Here is a 22,395-nt window from a genome sequence, read left to right as displayed (position 1 = left end):
CGGCAGGTGCCCGGTCCGCTCGCCCGGCGGACCGGCGGACCGGCGGACCGCTACGCCGAGAGGCCGGCCCGCGACGGCCCGGGGACGGTGGGGGCGGTGCGCCTACCGCACGCGTTCCGCGCGGTGCCGGGCGGCGCGCATGCGGATCTCCGCCGGCAGCGACTCCAGCCCCGCTGAGTCCCGGGCGTGCGCGAGCGCCTCGTCGGTCACCCTGCCCAGGGTCTCCTCCGGGGCCGCGTACGGCTCCAGCAGCACCCGCATACGTGCGGCGGGCGCCCGGCGCCGACGGCCCGTCAGCAGGGCCTGCGCCCGCGCCACTCCGTCGTGTGCCTCGGTCTCCCGCTCCAGGACGTCCTCCAGGGCGCGGCCCCTCACCCGTGCGCCCTCGCCGTCACCGCTGTCGACGAGGACCTCCGGCAGCCGGGCCCGCCGCGGCTGCGCGAGCAGCCACCACAGCGTCAGCACCACCAGTGCCACCAGCGCCGCGATCACCACGGGCCAGAACCAGCCGTCGCCCCGCCACCGGAACCGGTCCGCGTGGCTGAGCAGGGTGTCGTGCGGTCCGTTGTAGGGCCACCAGGACGGCACGGACCACTGGGCGCCGAGGGCGACCACCACCCCGCCCGCGCACAGCAGGACCAGGCCGATCAGGCCGAGCGCCAGCCGGTTCACGAGCCGCAGCAGTCGGAACATCCGTCGTCACTCATCCCTTCTTCGCCGGTCTGCGGACCTTCACCGTGACGGACGGGGGCCTCGCGAGGCCCAGGTCGCGGACCCCGAGGGCGAGCGCCTCCTCCAGGTCCCCCCGCACGTCGTCCAACGGCCGGAAGTGCGACTGCGCGCGGGCCTTCGCCTTGTGCCGCTTCATCCGTACCTTCACGGACTGGATACCGGGGACCTCCATGGCCCGGTCGCGCAGCACCAGCGCGGCGGCGTCCCGGTCCAGCCCGGCCCGTACGTCGGGAACGGAGCGGCGCATCGACAGCACGGCCCGCAGGCCGGGGGTGAGGGCCAGCCAGATCAGCCAGACGCCGACCGCCATGGCGATGGCCCCACCGGTCAGCGCGGCCGTCGAGTCGAACTGCGTCCGGGCGAGTTCGCGGGCGAGCCAGCGCCGCCAGTACATGGCCGGCCGGTCCGCCCGCACCGAGACCACGTCGTAGAGCAGCAGACCCGAAGCGCCCAGCACGACGGCGGCCACGAGGGCCGCCGGGAAGCGCCGTGCCGACCAGAACCGGCCAGCCCGCCGGTGCTCGTACGCGCCCTGGTGCGCCCCGGCCTCCTCGGGCCGCTCGTGGTGCCGCACCGGCAGGGCCTCGGTGGGCCGTTCCTCGCTCATCGGGACCTCCCCGCCGCCGCGGCGCGGGAGTGGACGGAGTGCAGGCGCTCGACCTGCACCTGCACTTCGGGGACGGTCATCCCGGCGAGGTGGTGCACCCGCTCGGCGACGTGCACGCGGACCGCGCCGCACTGCGCGCCGATGTCGGACGGGTAGTCGAGCTCCACCCCGATCCGCACCCGCGCGTGGTTCTTGTGCACGGTGACGACGGCGTGCGGAACATCGCCGCCCGCCGGTACGCCGCGGAAGAGCGCCTCACGTGCCGCCTGCGCGGCGATCTTCGCGACGACGCGATCCGCGATCGACGTCGAGCCGCGCTCCCCCGGGCTCACGTCGCCGGAGTCCGCCGTCGGGTGAACCGTCGTCATGTCGCGCTCACCGCCGGCGCTCGTCACGGCCGAAGTCGCGGTCGCGGCTCCGGTCCCGGTCGCGATCGCGGCTCCGGAAGAAGTCTCCCGGTTCGAGGTCGCCGTCCGCGAACCGGCCCGCGGCGAACCCGATCGCGCCGAGCACGGCCACCACCACGAACGCGCCGAAGCCGCCGAAATACCCGGCGAAGCCCAGTGCCATGCCGGCCGCTAGGCCGGCCACCGCCATGCTCATCCCGTACTCCGCTCGCTGTCGGTTCCGCGTCGGTACCGCGTGGTTCGCGCTGTGCTCCCGGGGGCGGTCGGCTCAGCCGCCGCTCACTGCAGTCGGGAGTCCTGGTCGTCGTCATCGTCCTCGTCGGGCAGTTTGACGTCGCTGACCGCGATGTTGACCTCGACGACTTCGAGGCCGGCCATCCGCTCCACGGCGGCGATGACGTTCTCCCGCACGTCGCGCGCCACGTCGGCGATGGCCACGCCGTAGTCCACGACGATCTCCAGGTCGAGCGCCGTCTGGACCTCGCCGACCTCGGCCTTGACGCCGCGTGTCACGGACTTGCCGCTCCCGCCGCCCGGCACGCGCTCGCGCATGGCGCCGAACGTCCGGGAGACGCCGCTGCCCATGGCATGGACCCCGACGACGTCGCGCGCCGCGAGCCCCGCGATCTTCTCGACCACGCCGTCGGCGATGGTCGTCCTGCCGCGTGTGGCGGGGGCCCCGCCGCCGCGCCTGCCCGCTGAGCCCGAGGAGGACGACGGCGAGGACGACGACGGCGAACCCGAGGAGGACGACGGCGGTGTCGCACTGGAACCGCCGGAGCCGGTCGAACCGAACTGGTCACGCGGTGTGTTCTCAGGCATAGCCATTCGTCCCTTTCCGGGCGGTTTCCTGCTCTCGCTCTCACATTAGGTGCGCTTGCCGGACCGCGCGCCACGGATACGGCAGGCTGAGCCCATGACGACTGCGCACGACACGCACGGCAGCGAGGGGTGGCAGGCGGGGGTACGACGACGGCTGGGGCTCGGCAGACTGCTGCCGCTGGGCTCGGCCGAGGACGGCTCCTGGCTCGCCGAAGCGGCGGCCGCAAGGGCGCTGCGCGCCGCCGGGGCGGCGGGCACGGGCGGGGCCCTGACCCTCGGTCGCGTACGGGTGGGCCCCGCGGACGACGAGGAGGGCGGAGAAGACCCGAAGGCCCCCGGCCCCACGGGCGATGCGGCGCTCGCGCCTGTACCGCCGGTGCCGTGGAGCGCGCAGCCGCCCGGACCGCTCAGGATCGAGGCGGAGTTCGAGGCGGCCCGGGACGAGCCCCTGCCCGCCCTGGCCCAGCGGCTGCGGGCGGCCCTGCTCGCCTGTGCCCGCGACGGGCTCGGGCTGCGGGTGGAGGCGGTGGACCTGCGGGTGACGGGACTGCGGGGGGACGAGGGGGAACCGGCCGCGCGGGAGCCTGTCGCGCAAAGGTCGGGGCCCGTTGGCCCGGACGGGGTACCCGGCGTCTCGGACGTCCCCGGGGTGGCGCATCTGACGGCGGTGCTGGGGCGTGGGCTGAGCGAGTCCTCCGAGGGCGACCTGCGGGTGGAACTGGCGACGTCCGCTGGGCACCGGGTGCTCGACGTGGCGCGGGCGGTGCGGGTCGCGCTGGCGCGGGAGCGGCCCGGCGCGCGGTCGGTCGCGGTCGTCGTGACGGAGATCGCCGCGGCCCCGGAGGCTGCGCGGCCGTGACCCCGGGTGCCCCCCGATCGTGGGCACCCGGGTGGGGCCCGCGCTCGGCGGCACCCGGTGGGGCCCGCGCCGCGCGACTGCCGCCGCGTGCGGCCAAGGCTCCGCCCGCCGGGACGCGGGGCTCGTGCCTCCATCGCGGCGCCCCGGCCGACGGGACGCGGCCACCCGGCACCCGGCACCCGGCACCCGGCACCCGGCACCCGGCACGGTCGCGAAAATCGGGCGCCGTGTCTCCTGCTCCGGTGTGCGACGGCTCCCTGTCCGCGGCAACCGACGCCCGGCCCCTCGCGGGTTCCCGAATTCCCCCGGCCCCCCGGCTAATTCGGCACCGCCGCCTTTCCCGCCCTTCCAGGGCGTTTATCCGCTCCCGCCACGGCATGCACCCACGCCGCGTCGGCGGTTTCGGCCACCGCAGGCTCGAAATCCCCGGTTCAACCGCCTCCGCCCCGTCCCGCGGGAGCGCGGAACGGGGCGGAGGGCCGGATCGGGGCGGGGTCAGTACGGGAGGGTCGTCTGCGCGCCGCTTCCGCTGCCGGCAAGCCACTGCGACCAGGAGAGGTTGAAATCGGCGTAGCCGTTGTCGGGCGCCGCCTTGCCGCGCGGGGATCCCGTGATCGTGATGGGGTCGCCCTGCTTCACGTAGTTGTAGAACCACTTCGCGTCGGCCAGGGAGAGGTGCACACAGCCGTGGGAGCCGACGCTGTGGCCCGGGTACGGGTCGCCGGTCGAGTAGTGCAGGTACGTGCCGGAGTTCGTGAGGTGCACGTCCCACGGCAGCGTGAGGTCGTAGTAGTCCTTGTCCTTCTTGTTGCAGCTGATACCGACGCTGCACGAGGTCATCCGGACCTTCGGCTGCTTGTCGATCACCGCCATGGTGCCGTCCCAGGAGGGCCACGACTTGCTGCCGGCGTCGATCGGCACGGTGCGTACGGTCGTCCCGTCATGGGTGACCTTCATCGAGTGGCCGGTGACCGACACGGTCGCCTCGACGTCCTCCCCGATGGTGAAGCTGTGGTAGTAACTGTGCGTCCCCACACGGCCGTTGCCGTTGCTCACACCCGCCAGGTCGGCGTTCACCGACACCTTCGTACCGGAGTGCCAGTACGTCTTGGGACGCCAGTCGACGCGCGTGCCGCTCATCCAGTGCCAGGCGCCGGTCGTCGCCTGTGAGGCCGACACCTTGAGGTGCCGCTCGACCGTCGCGCGGGCCGAGGGCGCCACCGGGTCGGTGAAGACGACGGACACGGGCATGGCCACACCGACGGTCGCGCCGTTGGTCGGCGTGATGGTGTTGAGCAGCATCGGCGGCTTGGCGGGCGTCTTCTTCGGGGTCGGCGCGGCTGTCACCGATGCCTGGACCTGCCCCGAGGGCGTGCCCGAGGGGGTCGCGGAGGCCGAGGGCGACGCCGAGGAGGCGGATGCCGAGGGTGAGGGCGCCGTGGAGGCACTCGCCGACGGGGGTGGCGCCTGAGTCGCGGGCGGGGTCCGGGCGTCGGCCGAGGCGGTCGCTCCCCCGGCCCCGCACGCCCCCGCCCCCGCGAGTACCGCCCCCACCAGGAGCGCCGTACCTATGCTGCTTTTGCCACGGCCCATTCTCGCTGCCCCACTCGTGTCATTGCGTCAGAGGTACGCCTTCGCGCACCGCACATCCCGCTTCGTGGATCGCGTCACGCATTCGAACCCCTTAGAGACTGGCACAGGGCGGGCAAAGGGCACGCCAAATCGCGCCTTTTCACAGCGTCGACGGAGCGAGAGTGATCTCACACGAGGACGGAATTCGGCCATTCCGAAGGCGAGATGAGTCCCGTCCTTGCATATGATCAACGGGAATTGATCTTTGGAATTGATCACGAATCCACCTCGCCCGGGCCGGGGAATTCCCGCTGCCGGCGCCGTGCCGAGGATGCCGAAAGGACCCGAGGGACCGGGCCGCGCCGACGGCCCCCAGGAGCGCCCCGCAACGGGACGGCCGTGCCCGGGGCCGCGAGGAACGCACGCCCCGGGAAGCCCGCAACGCAACGGGACGGCCGCGCCCGGGGCCGCGAGGAACGCACGCCCCGGGAAGCCGGATCGGGAAGCGGCCGGCCCGTCCGGCACCCGCGGCGCGGGGCGCGTCAGTCGCCGAGACCGGCCAGGTCCCGCAGGCGCCTGGCCTGGGCAGCACGCTCGGCCGCCCGCTGCTCGTCGTACGTACGGCCCGACGCGCCGCGCAGCAGCGCCTTCGTCTCGATGACCGCGGACCGGGGGGCCGCGAGGAGGGCCGCCGTCAGGTCGGACACCGCCGCGTCCAGGTCGGCGCGCGGAACGGTGAGATTGGTCAGCCCGATGCGCTCCGCCTCGTCCCCGTGGACGAACCGGCCCGTCACGCAGATTTCGAGAGCGCGGGCGTATCCCACCAGGCCCACGAGGGGATGGCTGCCCGCGAGGTCGGGAACGATGCCCAGACTGGTCTCGCGCATGGCGAACTGGGCGTCGTCGGCCGCCACACGCAGGTCGCAGGCGAGCGCGAGCTGGAAACCGGCACCGATCGCATGCCCCTGCACGGCGGCCACCGACAGGACGTCGTTGCGTCGCAGCCAGGTGAAGCCCGACTGGTACTCCGCGATCGCGGAGTCCAGTTCGGCGTCACCGAGCCGCGCCAGATCAGGGAACGACGGCTCACCCTCGAAGCCCTCCGGGGTGAACGCCTGACGATCGAGACCCGCGGAGAACGACATGCCCTCCCCGCGCACCACGACGACCCGGACCGAGCCCGGCAGTGACGCCCCGGCCTCGGCCAACGCCCGCCAGAGGGCGGGAGACTGGGCGTTGCGCTTGGCCGGATTGGTCAGCGTCACCGTGGCGACGGCGTCCTCGATGGTCAGCCGCACGCCGTCCTTGTCGACTACGGGTACGGGATCGAGCGATTCCGATGTGGTCATGCGGGCCTCCGGTTCGGGCAGTCGCACAGTCACGCCCGGGGGCGCGCTGCTAAGTGACTGCACAGTAACCACCGGACGATCATCACGACCGCCCAGGGGTCACCCGCCGAACCGGCGGCTCTCAGGCCGAAGCGGCCTTCTTGCCGCGCGTGGCTCCGCCACGCCCCCGCAGGGTCACTCCGGACTCGCTCAGCATCCGGTGGACGAACCCATAGGACCGGCCGGTCTCCTCGGCCAGTGCCCTGATGCTCGCACCGGAGTCGTATTTCTTCTTGAGGTCTGCCGCGAGCTTGTCGCGCGCGGCGCCGGTCACCCGGCTGCCCTTCTTCAGAGTCTCGGCCACCCGTGCCTCCTCATGGGAAGTGCGCTCTGGACTTCTCATGATCACCCCTAGCGGCCGTCCTGGCCACCCATTCGGCAAGGTCCGCTCGACATGCTGGACCGCACTTCAACATTTCAGCACGAATGGAATTGGCCGTTCCAGCGGCGATCATGACGGGATTCCGCCGACAACCGGAAAGAAGTGCCTGGTCAGCGAGGTTTTCCGGCCAAAAAGCGGAAGTCGGGCACGATACGTGCTATCCGCACGCAGCCGCGCCGCGGCAGTAGACGCTCTCCCCCAGATGATGGATCACCGCTGAGCCGAATGATCCATACGAAGTTGATCACCGGCCGGGCCGGCGCGGCCGTCCACCCGCACGGACGTCCGACGGTGAGCGGGCGGCCACGGTGAGTGCCGTCCGGCCGGGCACCGGGCGGGCGGCCGGGGGTCGGCCGGGTGGTCCGCGCGGTCCCGCGAGGGCCCGCACCGACCCGGGTACCGCCGCCCGCGGACCGGAGCCGCGATCCGCCCGCCCCGGGGGCCCGATCCCGCGCGCCGCGCCGCTCATCGGGGCATCCGCGCGTCCCGGAGACCCCGAAGGCCCCGTACGCCTCTGCGCGAGGGCTCAGGCGAGCGCGACCAGGTCCTTGTAGTCGGCTCCCCACAGGTCCTCGACCCCGTCCGGCAGCAGGATGATCCGCTCCGGCTCCAGGGCCTCGACCGCGCCCTCGTCGTGGGTGACGAGGATGACCGCGCCCTTGTACGTGCGCAGCGCTCCGAGGATCTCCTGGCGGCTGGCCGGGTCGAGGTTGTTGGTCGGCTCGTCCAGCAGCAGCACGTTGGCCGAGGAGACGACCAGCGTGGCGAGCGCCAGCCGGGTCTTCTCACCGCCGGAGAGCACTCCGGCGGGCTTGTCGACGTCGTCGCCCGAGAACAGGAAGGAGCCCAGCGTCTTGCGGACCTCCACCAGGTCCAGGTCGGGCGCGGAGGAGCGCATGTTCTCCAGGACCGAACGTTCGGGGTCGAGGGTCTCGTGCTCCTGCGCGTAGTACCCGAGCTTGAGCCCGTATCCCGGCACGACCGTGCCGGTGTCCGGCTTCTCCACCCCGCCGAGCAGTCGCAGCAGTGTCGTCTTGCCCGCGCCGTTCAGGCCCAGGATGACGACCCGGGAGCCCTTGTCGACCGCGAGGTCGACGTCGGTGAAGATCTCCAGCGAGCCGTACGACTTCGACAGGCCCTCGGCCGTCAGCGGCGTCTTGCCGCACGGCGACGGTTCGGGGAAGCGCAGCTTGGCGACCTTGTCCGACGCCCGCACCTCTTCGAGGCCCGCGAGCAGCCGCTCGGCGCGGCGGGCCATGTTCTGCGCGGCGACGGTCTTGGTGGCCTTCGCGCGCATCTTGTCGGCCTGCGCGTTCAGTGCCGCGGCCTTCTTCTCGGCGTTGGCGCGCTCGCGGTGGCGGCGCTTCTCGTCGGCTTCACGCTGCTGCTGGTACAGCTTCCAGCCCATGTTGTAGATGTCGATCTGCGAGCGGTTCGCGTCCAGGTAGAACACCTTGTTCACGACCGTCTCCACCAGGTCCACGTCGTGGGAGATGACGATGAAACCGCCGCGATAGGTCTTGAGGTAGTCCCGCAGCCAGACGATCGAGTCGGCGTCCAGGTGGTTGGTCGGCTCGTCCAGAAGCAGCGTGTCCGCGTCGGAGAAGAGGATCCGCGCCAGCTCGATACGGCGGCGCTGACCACCGGAGAGCGTGTGCAGCGGCTGGCCCAGCACCCGATCGGGCAGGCCCAGCGCGGCGGCGATGGTGGCGGCCTCGGCCTCGGCGGCGTACCCGCCCTTGGTGAGGAACTCCGTCTCCAGGCGCTCGTACTTCTTCATCGCCTTCTCGCGGGTGGCGCCCTGGCCGTTGGCCATGCGCTCCTCGTTCTCCCGCATCTTCTTCAGCACGGTGTCGAGGCCCCGCGCGGACAGGACCCGGTCACGGGCCAGGATGTCGAGGTCCCCGGTGCGCGGGTCCTGCGGGAGGTAGCCGACCTCGCCGCCCCGGGTGATGGTGCCCGCGGCGGGCTGGGCCTCCCCCGCGAGGCACTTGGTGAGCGTCGTCTTGCCGGCGCCGTTGCGGCCGACCAGACCGATGCGGTCGCCCTTGGCGACACGGAACGTTGCGGACTCGATGAGGATGCGGGCTCCGGCGCGCAGCTCGACACCGGTTGCGGTGATCACGGAAAGACTCCAGGGCGGGAAGGACGGCGGAAGGGCAGGCGGAGATTCTTCGACGCCGCTAATGCACAAGGAGAATTGCCATACCGCCATTCTAGCGGTCGGCGCGCCCGCCCTGTACAAGCAGCCGTCGCCGGGCGGGAGAACGCCGGGGCCGCGGCCTGCGTATCCCCGGCTCCGGCGGGAGGCCGCGGCGCCCCGCCGCCCGCGGCCGGCCGGAGACTGAGATCCGGCTCACAGTCGACTGCGGGGACGGCGGGCACACGCCGGGGAGGGCACAGCCCCCGGGACGGGCGTGAAGGGGCCCGGGAGAGCCCGGCGCCGGGGTGCGCGTCGCGACCGGCGGGACCGCCGGACGCGACGGCGACCGCGACCGCGTCAGACTCCGCCGGTGTGGACCTGGAAGGCCGCCCGTCGCACCGCTTTGGCGAGCGCCGGGTCGGGATGGGCGGCGGCGAGGGCGACGAGCACCTGGACGGTTCGGGGATGCCCTATGGCCCGGACCTCCGCGATGAGGGTGGGCACGTTGCCCTGCACGGCCGAGTCGAGGTGCCGTACGAGCAGTTCGCTGTCGCCGTGGTCGGCGACGGCCGCGGCCGTGTCGACCCAGAGCCAGGTGGATTCCTCGCGGGTGAGGACCTCCTGCGCGTCCTCGGGGTCGGCCCCCTCGTACTCGGCGAGCCAGATCAGCGCGTAGGGGCGTAGTTGGGGCTCCTCGACGACACCGCGCACGGCGGTCTCGGCCGGGGCCCCGACGACGCGCAGCGCCTCGAAGGCGAGGCCGCGCAGCAGGGCGTCCTCGCCCCGGGCGACGGTGACGAGCTCGCCGACCGCGCTGGAGACCGTGCGGGCGGCGAGCCAGGCGCGGTACTCGGCGCGGGCGGGTCCCGGGGTGAGCTGGGCGCAGCCGCGGAGCATGTCCTGCGCGGACTGCTCGATGTTGCCCGCGGGGCTTTGCGCCGCGACGCAGATCTGCTCCAGCTTGACCCACACCGCCCAGCTGCCGAGGGGGGTGAGGGTGGCCTGGCCGTGGCCGAGGACGAGCGCTCCCACCGAGGCCAGGCCCTCCAGCGCCCAGCGCAGCAGCGGCGCGAGGGAGGCGGCCGTGGGCACCGCAGCCGAGCCGGTGTCGGGCCGGGCCGCCGCTGCCGGCGCGTCACCGTCGGCGGGGACCGGTGCCGCCGGGCCGTCGGGGATCTCGCAGCGTTCCTCGTGGAGTTCCGCCACCCGCTGCGCCAGCAGGTCGAGCAGGGCGGGCGCGGTGACGGGACCGGCGGAGAGCTGCAGGAGCGAGAGCACCTGGGGGACGGACTCGACGACCTCGGCGACGAGGCCGGGGTCGACGCCGGCGGGCGCGAGGTGGATCAGCGACCACGCGTCGAACAGGGCCACCCAGCCGCGCAGGACGGCACTGTCGTCGCTGTCCCACGCGTGCAGCCGCCAGCCGGGGCGTACGACGCCGTCGTGGACTTCCACGAGGCCGGAGAGCTTGGCCCGGTCCCACGCCGTGTGCGCCTGGGAGGCCGTCAGATCCAGCGTGGTGACAGCCCGTTCCAGGGCCTTCGGACCCAGGGGCCCCGCCCCAGGGTCGCGGTCCGCGGCGGCCCAGCGGGCCATCCGCACCGCATCGGACAGGACGGCCCTCGCCTGGCGGGCCAGCTCCGCACGGGGCGGGGTGCCCTCCGGCGGCCGGGGTGCCTGGCGATTGCGTCCGGTGGTCACGGCCCGTCGTGCGGAGGCCAGTGGCTGCGACGGGACGAGTCGGAGTCTGGAGTTGCGCGCCAATTGCTCATCAGGCTTTCGGGACGTCACGGATGGCAGTCTCCCCGCTGTCCGCCCGAAAGCCCAAACGGAACGTGTCGTGCGGGCTGGTTGTCGGCGGCGCGGAGGTGGCTCGCGCCACTTTGTCCGGTGTGTGCCGGCGCCCGCGCGGGGCGGTGGTGCTCGGTGGACCGAAGGGCGTGAGAGCAGGTCGGGGGCGGTGTACTCGGGTCGATGCCCGGGGTATCACCTCACATCAGCGGGGTGATGTAGCGGCGCAGGGCCTCCTCGTACTTTTCGGGGTCGGCGTTCCACATGGCCGCGTGGGGCGCATTCGGAACCGTGTGGAGACTGATCAGGTCGGGCCTCTGGCGGGCCATGGCACGGGACGCGGCCCACGGGGCGACGGTGTCGCCGGGGCCGTGCAGGATCAGGGTCGGGATCTTGAGGCGGTGGGGGAAGTCGGCCGTCGCGCTCCGGTGGGTGTCCAGCCCCGTCCTGCCCTCGGCCGCGCGCACGGCCAGCGGCACGAGCGGCGCCGGGGTACGGGCCGACGCCAGGGCCCTGAGGGTGGCGCGCCAGTCCAGCACGGGTGAGTCGAGGACCAGTCCGCTGATGCGCGACCTGCGCTCGGAGCCGACGGCGCAGCGCAGCGCCATGGTGGCGCCGACGGACCAGCCGTAGAGAACCACGCGCCGGGCACCGCCGCGCAGGGCGAAGCCGATGGCCGCGTCGAGATCGCGCCACTCCGTCTCGCCGAGGTGACCGAGGCCCTCCCTGGGGCGGGGCGCGCCCTCGTCGCCCCGGTAGGACACCGCGAGGAGGGGGAAGCGCCGCTCGGTGAGGAACGGCATGAGGTTCATCGTCTGGGCCCGGCCGGTGCCGAGGCCGTGGACGCAGATGACCCAGGTGTCGCGGGTGCCGGGCACGAACCAGGCGGGCGCGTCGCCCAGTTCCCCGGGGACGAGCACCTCGCGGTGGTCGAGGCCGAGCGCGCTGCGGGGGTCACCCGCGTACACCTCGGGCGTGAGCCAGAGCCTGGTGCCCGGCGTGAGCCTGCCCTGACTGACCCGCAGGAGCCGCCGTACGACGGTGTCCGCGCTGCGCTCGGCGCCCCCGACCACCGGACCGACGGCGGCATGCACGCCGGGCCCCTTCAGGCCGTACGTGCCGGGACGCAGTGACGCGAGGCTGCGGGTGAGGGTGATCCGACCGGCCGCGGTGCCGTGCACGGTGACCTTCGGGTCGCTGGGCAGGGGCCGTCGGGGAGGTGCCTTGAGTGCCGCGTCGCTCGCGTAGCGGCCGGCCGCGACTGCCGCAGCCGCACCGATCCCGATCACTGTGGTGACGGCAGCTGCCGTCGCTGTAGCGGGGCGCACTCCCCAAGTGTCCGGGGCCCCGCCCGCCCGCGCCAGTGGGCGTCGGCCCCGGTGGGGCCGTTCAGCCCTGTCCGCCCGTGCCCCCCGGCCCCGGGCCTGCCCCGCCGGCGGGGCGTTGGCCGTAGCCCGCGAGTTTCTCCCCGACCCTGCGGATCTCCTCCCGTGACAGCAGCGAGGGCTCCCGGCCGGGCACCGCCGCGGCGGTGAGCCACACCCGGCACATCCACTCCAGCTGCGCCGTGCGGTCGTACGCCTGGTCGAGACAGGCCCCGTAGGTCAGGGCGCCGTGGTTTTGCAGGAGGCAGCCGGACCGGCCCTCCAGCGCTTCGAGCATCCGCTCGGCGAGGGCGTCGCTGCCGTACGTCTCGTAGGGCGCGACCCGCACGGGCCCGCCGAGCGCGGCGGTCATGTAGTGCACGAGCGGCAGTTCGGGGACGAGCGTGGAGACGGCGGTGGCGTGCACGGCGTGGGTGTGGACGACCGCCTGGGCGTCGGTGGTGCGGTACACGGCGAGGTGCATGGGCAGTTCGCTGGTGGGGGTGAAGGCGCCGAGGACCCGCGTGCCGTCCAGGCGTACGGCGACGGTGTCCGCCGCGCCGAGCCGGTCGTAGGCCACGCCGCTGGGGGTGACGAGGACGAGGTCGTCCACGCGGACGGACACATTGCCCGAGGTGCCGACGACGAGGCCCTCCGCGGCGGTCCTGCGGGCGGTGGCGACGAGGTCGAGCCACGGCCCGGTCAGCGCGTCCCTGAGCCGGTCCGCCTGCTGATCCGTCATCTCTGTCATCTCTGTCATGGGGAGATCGTGCCAGCGCCACGCCGGGGGCGGCCGGGAGCGGTCCCGGGCACGTCCGCCGCGGGCAGGGGGATCCGGGCTGCGGTCCCGGCGGAGTCGTGGGCTCCGGGAACGAGGCGCGCGGGAGGGGAGGGCGCGCGCGCCGGCCGCGAGAAAGGGGTGCGCGCGAACGGTCCCGGGCTCGCGCACGGTTGCGTACGGGGCTCACGTCGCCTCGGATGTCCTCCGTGATACGGGGGGCTCCGGGGACGGGGTCCGGGGCGAATCGTCAGGAGAGACACCGCGAATACCGACCCAGTTCACCTTGCGTTCATCCACGCTCCCTACGTTCATCTCGGCCACACACCCCGTCGAACGATTGCCTGGGTACATGGAGCATGTGACGCTGCTGCTCGCGGTCGTGATCGCGACAGCCCTCGCGTTCGATTTCACGAACGGCTTCCACGACACCGCCAACGCGATGGCCACGACCATCTCGACCGGTGCGCTCAACCCCAAGATCGCGGTGGCGATGTCCGCCGCCCTGAACCTCGTCGGCGCCTTCCTGTCGGTGGAGGTCGCCAAGACGATCTCCGGCGGGATCGTCAACGAGTCGGGCATCAGAACCCAGGTCATCTTCGCGGCCCTGGTCGGTGCCATCCTCTGGAACCTCGTCACCTGGCTGCTGGGACTCCCGTCGAGTTCGTCGCACGCCCTGTTCGGCGGCCTGATCGGCGCGGCCGTGATGTCCGCGGGCGCCTCGGCGGTCAACGGCGACGTGGTGATCACCAAGGTCCTCCTCCCCGCGGTCGCCGCCCCGGCGGTGGCCGGGCTCGCGGCGCTCGTCGCCGCCCGCCTGACCTTCCGCATCGGGCGGCACACGGGCGACGCGGCCACCGCGAAGGGCTACCGCGCGGGGCAGATCGCCTCCGCCGCGCTGGTCTCCCTCGCACACGGCACCAACGACGCGCAGAAGACGATGGGAGTGATCACGCTCGCGCTCGTCACCGGCGGCGTGATCGCTCCCGGCTCCAATCCGCCGGTCTGGGTCATCGTCTGCTCGGGTCTGGCGATCGCCCTCGGCACGTACATCGGCGGCTGGCGGATCATCCGCACCATGGGCACCGGCCTGACCGACCTGCGCCCGCAGCAGGGCTTCGCGGCGCAGACCAGCGCGGCGATCTCGATCCTCGCCTCCTCGCACCTCGGCTTCTCGCTCTCCACCACGCAGGTGTGCTCGGGCGCCGTGATGGGCGCGGGCCTCGGCCGCAAGGGCGGGGTGGTGCGCTGGTCGACCGCGTCGCGGATGGCGATCGCCTGGTGCCTGACGCTGCCGGCCGCCGCGCTGGTCGCGGCGGGCGCGGAGTTCGTCGCCGGGCAGGGTGCCTGGGGCATCGCGGTGGTGGCGGCCGTACTGGTGGCCGCCTCCACGGTCATCTGGCTGGCGGCCCGCCGACGGCCCGTCACCGCGCAGAGCGTGACGGCGAGCGGCATGACCACGCAGCCCGCCGGGGCCGCCGTGGCCGCGCCATCCGGTGCCGGCGCCCGAGAGCAGGACGGGGACCTCAGCGCGACCATCCCCGCGCCCGCGCCGGCCGCCGCCGCGCCCGCGCCTCCGCAGTCGGCCGCGGCATGAGCGGCCCGGCGGCGGGTGCGGCCCGCATCACCGCCTTCGCCCGCGAGGGACAGCCGAATCGGGCCGGGTGCGTGCACCGGGCCACCGTCAGGGACAAGGACAGGGACACGGCCGTATGAACATCGACTGGGCATCCGTCGGCAGTGTCTTCGGCGTCAGCCTGCTGGTGAGCGTGGCCCTGGTGGGCCTGTTCGCCCTGGGCACCGTGGGGCTCGCCAAGCAGGGCTCGGTGGTCGTCACATCCGCCGCGTACGCCTGCTTCGCCCTGTGCGCGGCGGCCGTCGCGTACGGGATCTTCCTGATCGTCGGCTGAGCGCTTCTCGCAGGACGGCCGAAGTCCCTCGCGTGCCCGGGCACGCGAGGGACTTCGGCGCGTCACGGGCCCGCCGGGTACGGGCGCCGGAGCGGCGCCGGTACCGAAGTGCCCGGCGCCGCCGGTCCGCGCGGGCGGGCCGCCCGGACACGGCGCGTGCGTGCCCGCCGGGAGCCCTTATGACGTGTCCGCCCGGGCCCGGGTGTGGCTCTTCGCACACTGCACCACCGCAGGTCAAGGGTGAGGTTGACGGGCGTTGTGGGGCGTGGTGGACTTCCGTGGCCATTACCGCGGCAGCAACAGAGGAAGCCGGTGCGAATCCGGCGCGGTCCCGCCACTGTCACCGGTGAGCGCCCCCGGGGCGCGCCGGGAGCCAGGAACTCTCGCCGCCGTGTTTCACGTCGAGCCGGGGCGCGGACCCTGAGTGAGGACACTGCCCCATGCCTGCCCGTGGCAGAGCCGTCAAGGACACCTTCGCGTTCGGCGCGGCCGCCGGGCTCGGCCTGATCGCCGACGCCGTGCTCGGTGATCCGCGCCGCGGCCATCCTGTCGCCGCCTTCGGGCGGTGCGCCGGCGCCGCGGAGCGGCTGCTGTGGCACGACGACCGGGGACGCGGGGCCCTGTTCACCGCCGTCTGCGTCGGGTCGGCCGCAGGCGCGGCCTCGCTGGCGGCCCGGGCACTGCGGGACCGGCGCACCGCCTCGCTCGCCCTGGGCGCGGCAGCCACCTGGGCCGTCGTCGGCGGCACCTCCCTCGCCCGCGAGGCCGCACTCATCGGCTCCGCCCTCACGGCCGGCGACGTCGAGGCGGCGCGTACCCGGCTGCCGCACCTGTGCGGGCGCGACCCCCAGGCCCTGGACGAGCGGCAACTCGCGCGGGCCGTCGTCGAGTCGGTCGCCGAGAACACCTCCGACGCGGTCGTCGGCGCGCTCGTGTGGGGCGCGCTCGCGGGTGTCCCGGGTCTCGTGGGCTTCCGCGCCGTGAACACGCTGGACGCGATGGTCGGCCACCGCTCGTCCCACTACCTGCGGTTCGGCTGGGCGTCGGCGCGCCTCGACGACGCCGTCGGATGGCCGGGCGCCCGGCTGACGGCCGCGCTCGCGGTCCTCGCGGGCGGCGCGCCGCGCCGTGCGCTGCGGGTCGTACGACGCGACGCGAGCCGCCACCCGAGTCCCAACGCGGGCCCGGTCGAGGCGTCGTTCGCGGGCGCGCTGGGCGTACGGCTCGGCGGGACACTGGCCTACGGCGGGCGGGTGGAGCAGCGGCCGGTGCTGGGCGAGGGGCTGCGCGAAGTGGAGGTCCCGGACGTCGAGCGGGCGGTACGCCTGTCGCGGCGCGTGACCTGGCTCGCACTCGCGGCGTGTGTGACGGGGCGGCTGGCATGGGGAGCCATACGGGGATCGCTGGCGGGAAGCGCGCGGGAACCCGTGCGGCGATCGGGGTGGGCGACGGCGTGGCGGAGCGGGGAGGTACGGCGGTGACAGGGGTGACGGGTCTGCCCGGTGGCGCGCCCGACGGCGCCCGGGGAGCGCGGGGCGGCTCGGGACGGGGCGGCTCGGGACGGGGCGGTGGTCTGCTGGTCGCGGGCACGACCTCGGACGCGGGCAAGAGCGTGGTGACGGCCGGCATCGTGCGCTGGCTCGCGCGGCAGGGCATGAAGGTGGCGCCGTTCAAGGGCCAGAACATGTCACTGAATTCGTTCGTCACACGTGAGGGCGCGGAGATCGGCCGCGCGCAGGCGATGCAGGCACGGGCCGCCGGCGTCGAGCCGACCGCCCTGATGAATCCGGTGCTGCTGAAGCCGGGTGGCGAGTCGAGCAGCCAAGTGGTGCTGATGGGGCGGCCGGTGGGCGAGCTGAGCGCGCGCGGCTACCACGGAGGACGCCAGGAGGCGCTGCTCGGCACGGTGCTGGAGTGCCTGGCGGAGCTGCGGGCGACCTACGACGCGGTGATATGCGAAGGCGCCGGCAGCCCGGCCGAGATCAACCTGCGCCGTACGGACATCGTGAACATGGGCATCGCGCGGGCCGCGCGGCTGCCGGTGGTGGTGGTCGGCGACATCGACCGCGGCGGGGTGTTCGCGTCGTTCTTCGGTACGACGGCGCTGCTCAGCCGGGAGGACCAGTCGCTCGTCGCGGGCTACCTGGTGAACAAGTTCCGGGGGGACGTGTCGCTGCTGACGCCGGGACTGGACATGCTGAAGGAACTCACGGGGCGGCCCACGTACGGGGTCCTGCCCTGGCGCGAGGGGCTCGGCATCGACGAGGAGGACGGCGGTCTCGGCGTCCGCGCGAGCGGGTCCGCCCTGCCGCCCGTCGGCGACGAGGTGCTGCGCGTCGCCGTGTGCGCGCTTCCGCTGATGTCGAACTTCACCGACGTCGACGCGCTGGCCGCGGAACCGGGCGTACGCGTGCGGTTCGTGGACCGCGTGGACGAGGCGGCCGACGCGGACCTGCTGGTGGTACCGGGCACGCGCGGCACGGTCCGCGCGCTGGCCTGGCTGCGCGAGCGCGGTTTCGCCCACGAGCTGGCCCGGCGGGCGGCCGAGGGGCGACCGGTGCTCGGGATCTGCGGCGGGTACCAGGTGCTCGGCGAACGGATCGAGGACGACGTCGAGTCGCGGGCGGGGGCCGTACCGGGCCTCGGTCTGCTGCCGGTACGGGTGCGCTTCGCGGCGGACAAGACGCTGGCGCGGCCGGTGGGGACCGCACTCGGCGAGCGGGTCGAGGGCTACGAGATCCACCACGGGGTGGCGTCGGTCGGCGGCGGCGAGCCGTTCGTGACGCCCGGCCCCGCGGGCGGCCAGGACCCGGACGGCTGCGTCGTCGGCGCGGTCCGGGGCACGCACTGGCACGGGGTCCTGGAGAACGACGCGTTCCGGCGCGCGTACCTGACACGGGTGGCGCGCGAGGCCGGCCGGCGCTTCGTAGTGGCGCCGGACACCGAGTTCGGGGTGCTGCGCGAGGCACAGCTGGACCGGCTCGCGGACCTGGTGGAGGAGCACGCGGACACGGCCGCGCTGCTGCGGCTGATCGAGACGGGCGCGCCGCCGGGGCTCCCGTTCGTACCGCCGGGGGCGCCGTGTCAGATGCCGTGAGCACCCCCGCCGCCGCCCCCGGCCACGCGGCGCCCGCTTCCACGCCCCGAACGGCTCACGTAGCAAAGGAGATTCATGACCACCCCCTATCCCTTCACCGCCGTCGTCGGCATGGACGACCTCCGGCTCGCCCTGCTGCTCAACGCCGTCAGTCCCGCCGTCGGCGGTGTGCTGGTGCGGGGGGAGAAGGGAACCGCCAAGTCCACGGCCGTGCGGGCGCTTTCCGCGCTGCTGCCGGAGCTGAGCGTCGTCGCCGGGTGCCGGTTCTCCTGTGACCCGGCCGCTCCCGACCCGCAGTGCCCCGACGGCCCGCACGGCAACGAGCCCGCCGTGCACCGGCCTTCGCGCATGGTGGAGCTGCCCGTCGGCGCCTCCGAGGACCGGCTCGTCGGCGCGCTCGACATCGAGCGGGCGCTCGCGGAGGGGGTCAAGGCCTTCGAGCCGGGCCTGCTCGCCGACGCGCACCGGGGGGTGCTCTACGTCGACGAGGTCAACCTGCTCCACGACCACCTCGTCGACCTGCTGCTGGACGCCGCCGCCATGGGCGCCTCCTACGTCGAGCGGGAGGGCGTCTCGGTGCGGCACGCGGCCCGCTTCCTCCTCGTGGGCACCATGAACCCGGAGGAGGGCGAGCTGCGCCCGCAGCTGCTGGACCGGTTCGGGCTCACCGTCGAGGTCGCCGCGTCCCGGGAGCCCGACCTGCGGGTCGAGGTCGTACGCCGCCGGCTCGCCTACGACGACGACACGGAGGCCTTCGCGGCCCGGTGGGCGGACGAGGAGGGGGCGCTGCGGGAGCGGATCGTCGCGGCCCGGGCGCTGCTGCCGCGTGTCGTGCTGGGCGACGGGGCACTGCGCCGGATAGCCGCGACCTGCGCGGCGTTCGAGGTCGACGGGATGCGGGCGGACATCGTCATGGCCCGTACCGCGACCGCGCTCGCCGCGTGGGCCGGACGCGAGGAGGTCACCCCCGACGACGTGCGGCAGGCGGCTCTGCTCGCGCTGCCGCACCGGCGGCGCCGCAACCCGTTCGACGCGCCGGGCCTGGACGAGGACAAGCTCGACAGCACGCTCGACGAGTTCGACGACGACACCCCCGGGCCCGAACCGGAAGGACCGGGTCCCGAGGGGAACGACCCGGACGGCGACGGCGGGGACGACGGCCCGGACGGACCCGGCGGCGGCCCGGGACCGGACGGCCCGGGCTCCGGCGGCGCCCCGGCGCCCGAGGAGCCGGAGGCCGGACAGGATCCCGCGTCGGACGGCTCCCCCGACTCCCCGGAACCGGCGGGCAACGGTGTCCCCCGGCAGGGCTCCGCCCCGGCCGAACGCCCCGCCACCGGCGCCGGCGAACCCTTCCGGGCCCGCGTCCTCACCGTGCCCGGCCTCGGCGAGGGCGCGGCCGGACGCCGTTCCAGGGCGCGCACCGAACACGGCAGGACCACCGGGTCCCGGCGGCCCCGGGGCGCGCTGACCAAGCTGCACCTCGCCGCGACCGTGCAGGCCGCCGCGCCCCACCAGCGGGCCCGCGGCCGCGTCGGGCGGGGACTGCTCGTACGCCGCGACGACCTGCGGCAGGCGACCCGCGAGGGCCGTGAGGGCAACTTGGTGCTGTTCGTCGTGGACGCGTCCGGCTCGATGGCGGCCCGGCAGCGCATGGGCGCGGTCAAGGGCGCCGTGCTGTCGCTGCTCCTCGACGCCTACCAGCGCCGGGACAAGGTCGGCCTGATCACCTTCCGCGGCCGGGACGCGGCGCTCGCGCTGCCGCCCACCTCGTCCGTCGACGCGGCGGCGGCCCGCCTGGAGTCACTGCCGACGGGCGGCCGCACGCCGCTGGCGGCGGGGCTGCTGAAGGCGCACGACGTGCTGCGCGTGGAGCGGCTGCGGGACCCCGCGCGCCGCGCGCTGCTCGTCGTCGTCACCGACGGGCGCGCGACGGCGGCCGGCGGCGGGGCCGCCGTGGCGCAGGCCGCCCGGGCCGCCTCCCTGCACGCGGCGGAGGGCATCGCGTCGGTCGTCGTGGACTGCGAGTCGGGACCCGTACGGCTCGGTCTCGCCCGCTCGCTCGCGACCTCGCTCGGTGGCACCGCGGTGACGCTGGACGAACTGCGCGCGGACTCGATCGCGGGCCTCGTCAAGGACGTACGGGACGAACAGCACGCGCGTACCGCGCGGCACACCACCACCAACGAGCTGCGAAGGGTCGCCTGATGCCCCAGGGAAAGCCGGAGGCCGTCCCTGACGACGGCCTCACCACACGCCAGCGCCGCAACCGGGCGCTGGTCCTCGTCCACACGGGCCCGGGGAAGGGCAAGTCGACCGCGGCCTTCGGGCTCGCGCTGCGCGCCTGGACCCAGGGGTGGCCGATCGGGGTGTTCCAGTTCGTGAAGTCCGCGAAGTGGAAGGTCGGCGAGGAGAAGGCACTCACGACGCTCGGCGCGAGCGGCGAGGGCGGGAGTGTCGCCTGGCACAAGATGGGCGCGGGCTGGTCGTGGGTCCAGCGGGACAGCCAGCTCTCCAACGAGGAGGCGGCCCGCGAGGGCTGGGAGCAGGTCAAGCGCGACCTCGCGGCCGAGACGCACCGGCTGTACGTGCTGGACGAGTTCGCGTACCCGCTGCACTGGGGCTGGGTGGACACCGCCGAGGTGATCGAGGTCCTGCGGGACCGTCCCGGCACCCAGCACGTGGTGATCACGGGCCGCAACGCGCCGCAGGAGCTGATGGACTTCGCGGACCTCGTGACGGAGATGACGAAGGTGAAGCACCCGATGGACGCGGGCCAGAAGGGCCAGCGAGGCATCGAATGGTGACCTCGCGCGGTACTCGGAGAACCGCCGGGCCGGGGAGCGGGCCGCGCACCGCTGAGCGTCCCGGTGCGGGGGCCGGCGCGGCACTCCGCGTCGGGGGCCGGCACCGCGACCACCGCACTGGACGTCCGGCGGCGGGGGCCGCGCGATGACCGCCGTCGCCCGGCTGGTCATCGCCGCGCCCTCCTCGGGCAGCGGCAAGACCACCGTCGCCACCGGGCTGATGGCCGCGTTCTCCGAGCGCGGCCTGATCGTCTCGCCGCACAAGGTCGGCCCGGACTACATCGACGCCGGCTACCACGCGCTCGCCGTCTCCGGCGGCGGCCCGGTCCGGCGGCCCGGCCGCAACCTCGACGCGTACATGTGCGGGCCCGAGCTGATCGGTCCGCTGTTCGCGCACGGCTCCGCCGGCTGCGACCTCGCGGTCGTCGAGGGCGTGATGGGGCTGTACGACGGTGCGGCGGGCCTCGGCGAGCTCGCGTCGACCGCACACGTGGCCAAGCTGCTGCGCGCGCCGGTCGTGCTCGTGGTGGACGCGTCCTCGCAGTCGCGGTCCGTGGCGGCGCTGGTGCACGGATTCCTCTCGTTCGACCCGGACGTACGGGTCGGCGGGGTCATCCTGAACAAGGTCGGCAGCGACCGGCACGAACAGCTGCTGCGCGACGCCCTGGAGGACTGCGGGGTGCCCGTGCTGGGGGTGCTGCGCCGCTCGGACGGCGTGAACACGCCCTCGCGCCACCTCGGGCTCGTACCGGTCGCGGAACGGCACGCGGACGCGGTCGCGGCGACGCGTGCGCTCGCGGAGCACGTACGCGCCGGGTGCGACCTGGACGGCTTGCTGGCCCTCGCGCGCTCGGCGCCGCCGCTCGACGCGCGGGCCTGGGATCCGGTGGCGGCCGTCGGCGGCGAGGCCGTCACGGACCGGCGGCCGGTGGTCGCGGTCGCGGGCGGCTCGGCGTTCACGTTCTCGTACGCCGAGCAGACCGAACTGCTGACGGCGGCGGGCGCGGACGTCGTGTCCTTCGACCCGCTGCACGACGACGGGCTGCCGCCCGGCACCGCCGGCCTGGTGGTGGGCGGAGGCTTCCCCGAGGTGTTCGCGCCCGAACTGTCGGCCAACGACGAACTGCGGCGCGCGGTGGCCACACTGGCGCATTCGGGTGCGCCGGTCGCCGCGGAGTGCGCCGGGCTGCTGTATCTGGCGCGGTCGCTCGACGGGCGGCAGATGTGCGGGGTGCTGGACGCCGACGCGCGGATGACGGACCGGCTGACCCTCGGCTACCGGGAGGCCGTCGCCATCGGCGACAGCTCGATCGCGGAGGCCGGGGCGCGCACGCGCGGCCACGAGTTCCACCGCACGGTCCTGCAGCCGCGCGCGGGCACCTACCCGGCCTGGGGCTTTGTGCGCCCCGAGCGGCACATGGAGGGGTTCGTACGGCGCGGGGTGCACGCCAGCTACCTGCACACGCACTGGGCGGCCACACCGGAGTTCGCGGCCCGCTTCGTATCCCGCGCCGCGGCGTCGGCGAGCAGCCCGTGAGGGCGGCCCACGGGCTCCGGGGCACGGCGGGAGGCAGCGCGGTGGTGGACGGCAGGACAGGGCGGGTCCCTCGCCCGCTGAGGGGCCCGGGCGCGGGGACCTGCCGCCCGCTCGCGGGCCGGCCGGCCGGGACCGGGACCGTGGAGCGCGGGTGCCCGGCCCCCGACGCCGTGGAGCGCGGGTGCCCGGCCCCCGACGC

20 protein-coding genes and 1 riboswitch are annotated in these 22,395 nt (G+C 74.3%); of the genes, 8 read left to right on the top strand and 12 right to left on the bottom strand.

Annotated elements, in window-relative coordinates:
* Window positions 1-102: 102 nt before the first annotated feature.
* The 5 genes from amaP to OG310_RS27125 all read right to left on the bottom strand — a co-directional run bounded on the left by amaP (window position 103) and on the right by OG310_RS27125 (window position 2,568).
* Window positions 103-693, bottom strand: a complete 591-nt coding sequence (amaP, locus tag OG310_RS27145; RefSeq protein WP_329458484.1) for an alkaline shock response membrane anchor protein AmaP — start codon at window positions 691-693, stop codon at window positions 103-105.
* A 10-nt stretch (window positions 694-703) separates the two neighbouring features.
* A complete protein-coding gene (locus tag OG310_RS27140; RefSeq protein WP_329458483.1) occupies window positions 704-1,339 on the bottom strand; it encodes a DUF6286 domain-containing protein in 636 nt (211 codons plus the stop codon).
* Complete coding sequence (locus OG310_RS27135; protein WP_329458482.1) at window positions 1,336-1,707, bottom strand: hypothetical protein; 372 nt, start codon at window positions 1,705-1,707, stop codon at window positions 1,336-1,338. The genes OG310_RS27140 and OG310_RS27135 overlap by 4 nt, the downstream gene beginning before the upstream one ends.
* Before the next feature lie 7 nt (window positions 1,708-1,714).
* Complete coding sequence (locus tag OG310_RS27130; protein ID WP_329458481.1) at window positions 1,715-1,942, bottom strand: hypothetical protein; 228 nt, start codon at window positions 1,940-1,942, stop codon at window positions 1,715-1,717.
* Window positions 1,943-2,025: 83 nt separating this feature from the next.
* A complete protein-coding gene (locus OG310_RS27125) occupies window positions 2,026-2,568 on the bottom strand; it encodes an Asp23/Gls24 family envelope stress response protein (protein WP_329458480.1) in 543 nt (180 codons plus the stop codon).
* Window positions 2,569-2,662: 94 nt separating this feature from the next.
* Between OG310_RS27125 and OG310_RS27120 the strand changes: the two genes are divergently transcribed.
* Window positions 2,663-3,427 (top strand): hypothetical protein, encoded by a 765-nt coding sequence (locus OG310_RS27120; protein WP_329458479.1) that lies wholly within the window; start codon window positions 2,663-2,665, stop codon window positions 3,425-3,427.
* A 495-nt stretch (window positions 3,428-3,922) separates the two neighbouring features.
* On the opposite strand, the gene OG310_RS27115 is transcribed toward OG310_RS27120, so the two are convergent.
* From OG310_RS27115 to OG310_RS27085, 7 genes are all read right to left on the bottom strand, one after another.
* Complete coding sequence (locus OG310_RS27115; RefSeq protein WP_329458478.1) at window positions 3,923-5,020, bottom strand: L,D-transpeptidase; 1,098 nt, start codon at window positions 5,018-5,020, stop codon at window positions 3,923-3,925.
* A 521-nt stretch (window positions 5,021-5,541) separates the two neighbouring features.
* Window positions 5,542-6,348: an enoyl-CoA hydratase/isomerase family protein gene (locus tag OG310_RS27110; protein WP_329458477.1), complete on the bottom strand. Its 807-nt coding sequence runs from the start codon at window positions 6,346-6,348 to the stop codon at window positions 5,542-5,544.
* A gap of 121 nt (window positions 6,349-6,469) precedes the next feature.
* On the bottom strand, window positions 6,470-6,691 hold the full coding sequence (locus OG310_RS27105; RefSeq protein ID WP_006123601.1) for a helix-turn-helix domain-containing protein: 222 nt from the start codon (window positions 6,689-6,691) through the stop codon (window positions 6,470-6,472).
* A 604-nt stretch (window positions 6,692-7,295) separates the two neighbouring features.
* Window positions 7,296-8,894 carry a ribosomal protection-like ABC-F family protein gene (abc-f, locus tag OG310_RS27100; protein ID WP_329458476.1) on the bottom strand — a complete coding sequence of 533 codons (1,599 nt, stop codon included), beginning with the start codon at window positions 8,892-8,894 and terminating at the stop codon, window positions 7,296-7,298.
* A 375-nt stretch (window positions 8,895-9,269) separates the two neighbouring features.
* Window positions 9,270-10,703, bottom strand: coding sequence for a hypothetical protein (locus OG310_RS27095; protein WP_443078737.1), 1,434 nt, complete (start codon window positions 10,701-10,703; stop codon window positions 9,270-9,272).
* Between the two features lie 200 nt (window positions 10,704-10,903).
* Window positions 10,904-12,031 carry an alpha/beta hydrolase gene (locus OG310_RS27090; RefSeq protein ID WP_329458474.1) on the bottom strand — a complete coding sequence of 376 codons (1,128 nt, stop codon included), beginning with the start codon at window positions 12,029-12,031 and terminating at the stop codon, window positions 10,904-10,906.
* A 61-nt stretch (window positions 12,032-12,092) separates the two neighbouring features.
* Window positions 12,093-12,818, bottom strand: a complete 726-nt coding sequence (locus OG310_RS27085) for a class II aldolase/adducin family protein (protein ID WP_443078901.1) — start codon at window positions 12,816-12,818, stop codon at window positions 12,093-12,095.
* A 379-nt stretch (window positions 12,819-13,197) separates the two neighbouring features.
* Between OG310_RS27085 and OG310_RS27080 the strand changes: the two genes are divergently transcribed.
* From OG310_RS27080 to OG310_RS27050, 7 genes are all read left to right on the top strand, one after another.
* Complete coding sequence (locus tag OG310_RS27080) at window positions 13,198-14,442, top strand: inorganic phosphate transporter (RefSeq protein ID WP_329458473.1); 1,245 nt, start codon at window positions 13,198-13,200, stop codon at window positions 14,440-14,442.
* 115 nt (window positions 14,443-14,557) lie between these two features.
* On the top strand, window positions 14,558-14,755 hold the full coding sequence (locus tag OG310_RS27075; RefSeq protein WP_329458472.1) for a hypothetical protein: 198 nt from the start codon (window positions 14,558-14,560) through the stop codon (window positions 14,753-14,755).
* Between the two features lie 252 nt (window positions 14,756-15,007).
* A riboswitch (cobalamin riboswitch) is annotated at window positions 15,008-15,160 on the top strand.
* A gap of 35 nt (window positions 15,161-15,195) precedes the next feature.
* A complete protein-coding gene (locus OG310_RS27070; protein ID WP_329458471.1) occupies window positions 15,196-16,236 on the top strand; it encodes a cobalamin biosynthesis protein in 1,041 nt (346 codons plus the stop codon).
* 92 nt (window positions 16,237-16,328) lie between these two features.
* Complete coding sequence (locus OG310_RS27065; RefSeq protein ID WP_329460404.1) at window positions 16,329-17,852, top strand: cobyric acid synthase; 1,524 nt, start codon at window positions 16,329-16,331, stop codon at window positions 17,850-17,852.
* 75 nt (window positions 17,853-17,927) lie between these two features.
* Entirely contained in the window at window positions 17,928-20,060 is a 2,133-nt protein-coding gene (locus tag OG310_RS27060) for a putative cobaltochelatase (RefSeq protein ID WP_329458470.1), read from the top strand.
* Complete coding sequence (gene cobO, locus OG310_RS27055; RefSeq protein ID WP_329458469.1) at window positions 20,060-20,659, top strand: cob(I)yrinic acid a,c-diamide adenosyltransferase; 600 nt, start codon at window positions 20,060-20,062, stop codon at window positions 20,657-20,659. The genes OG310_RS27060 and cobO overlap by 1 nt, the downstream gene beginning before the upstream one ends.
* Window positions 20,660-20,804: 145 nt before the next feature.
* A complete protein-coding gene (locus OG310_RS27050) occupies window positions 20,805-22,196 on the top strand; it encodes a cobyrinate a,c-diamide synthase (RefSeq protein ID WP_329458468.1) in 1,392 nt (463 codons plus the stop codon).
* Window positions 22,197-22,395: the final 199 nt, after the last annotated feature.

The organism is Streptomyces sp. NBC_01497, from assembly GCF_036250695.1.
GTDB lineage: Bacteria > Actinomycetota > Actinomycetes > Streptomycetales > Streptomycetaceae > Streptomyces.
This window is presented reverse-complemented; position numbering and strand designations above follow the sequence as displayed.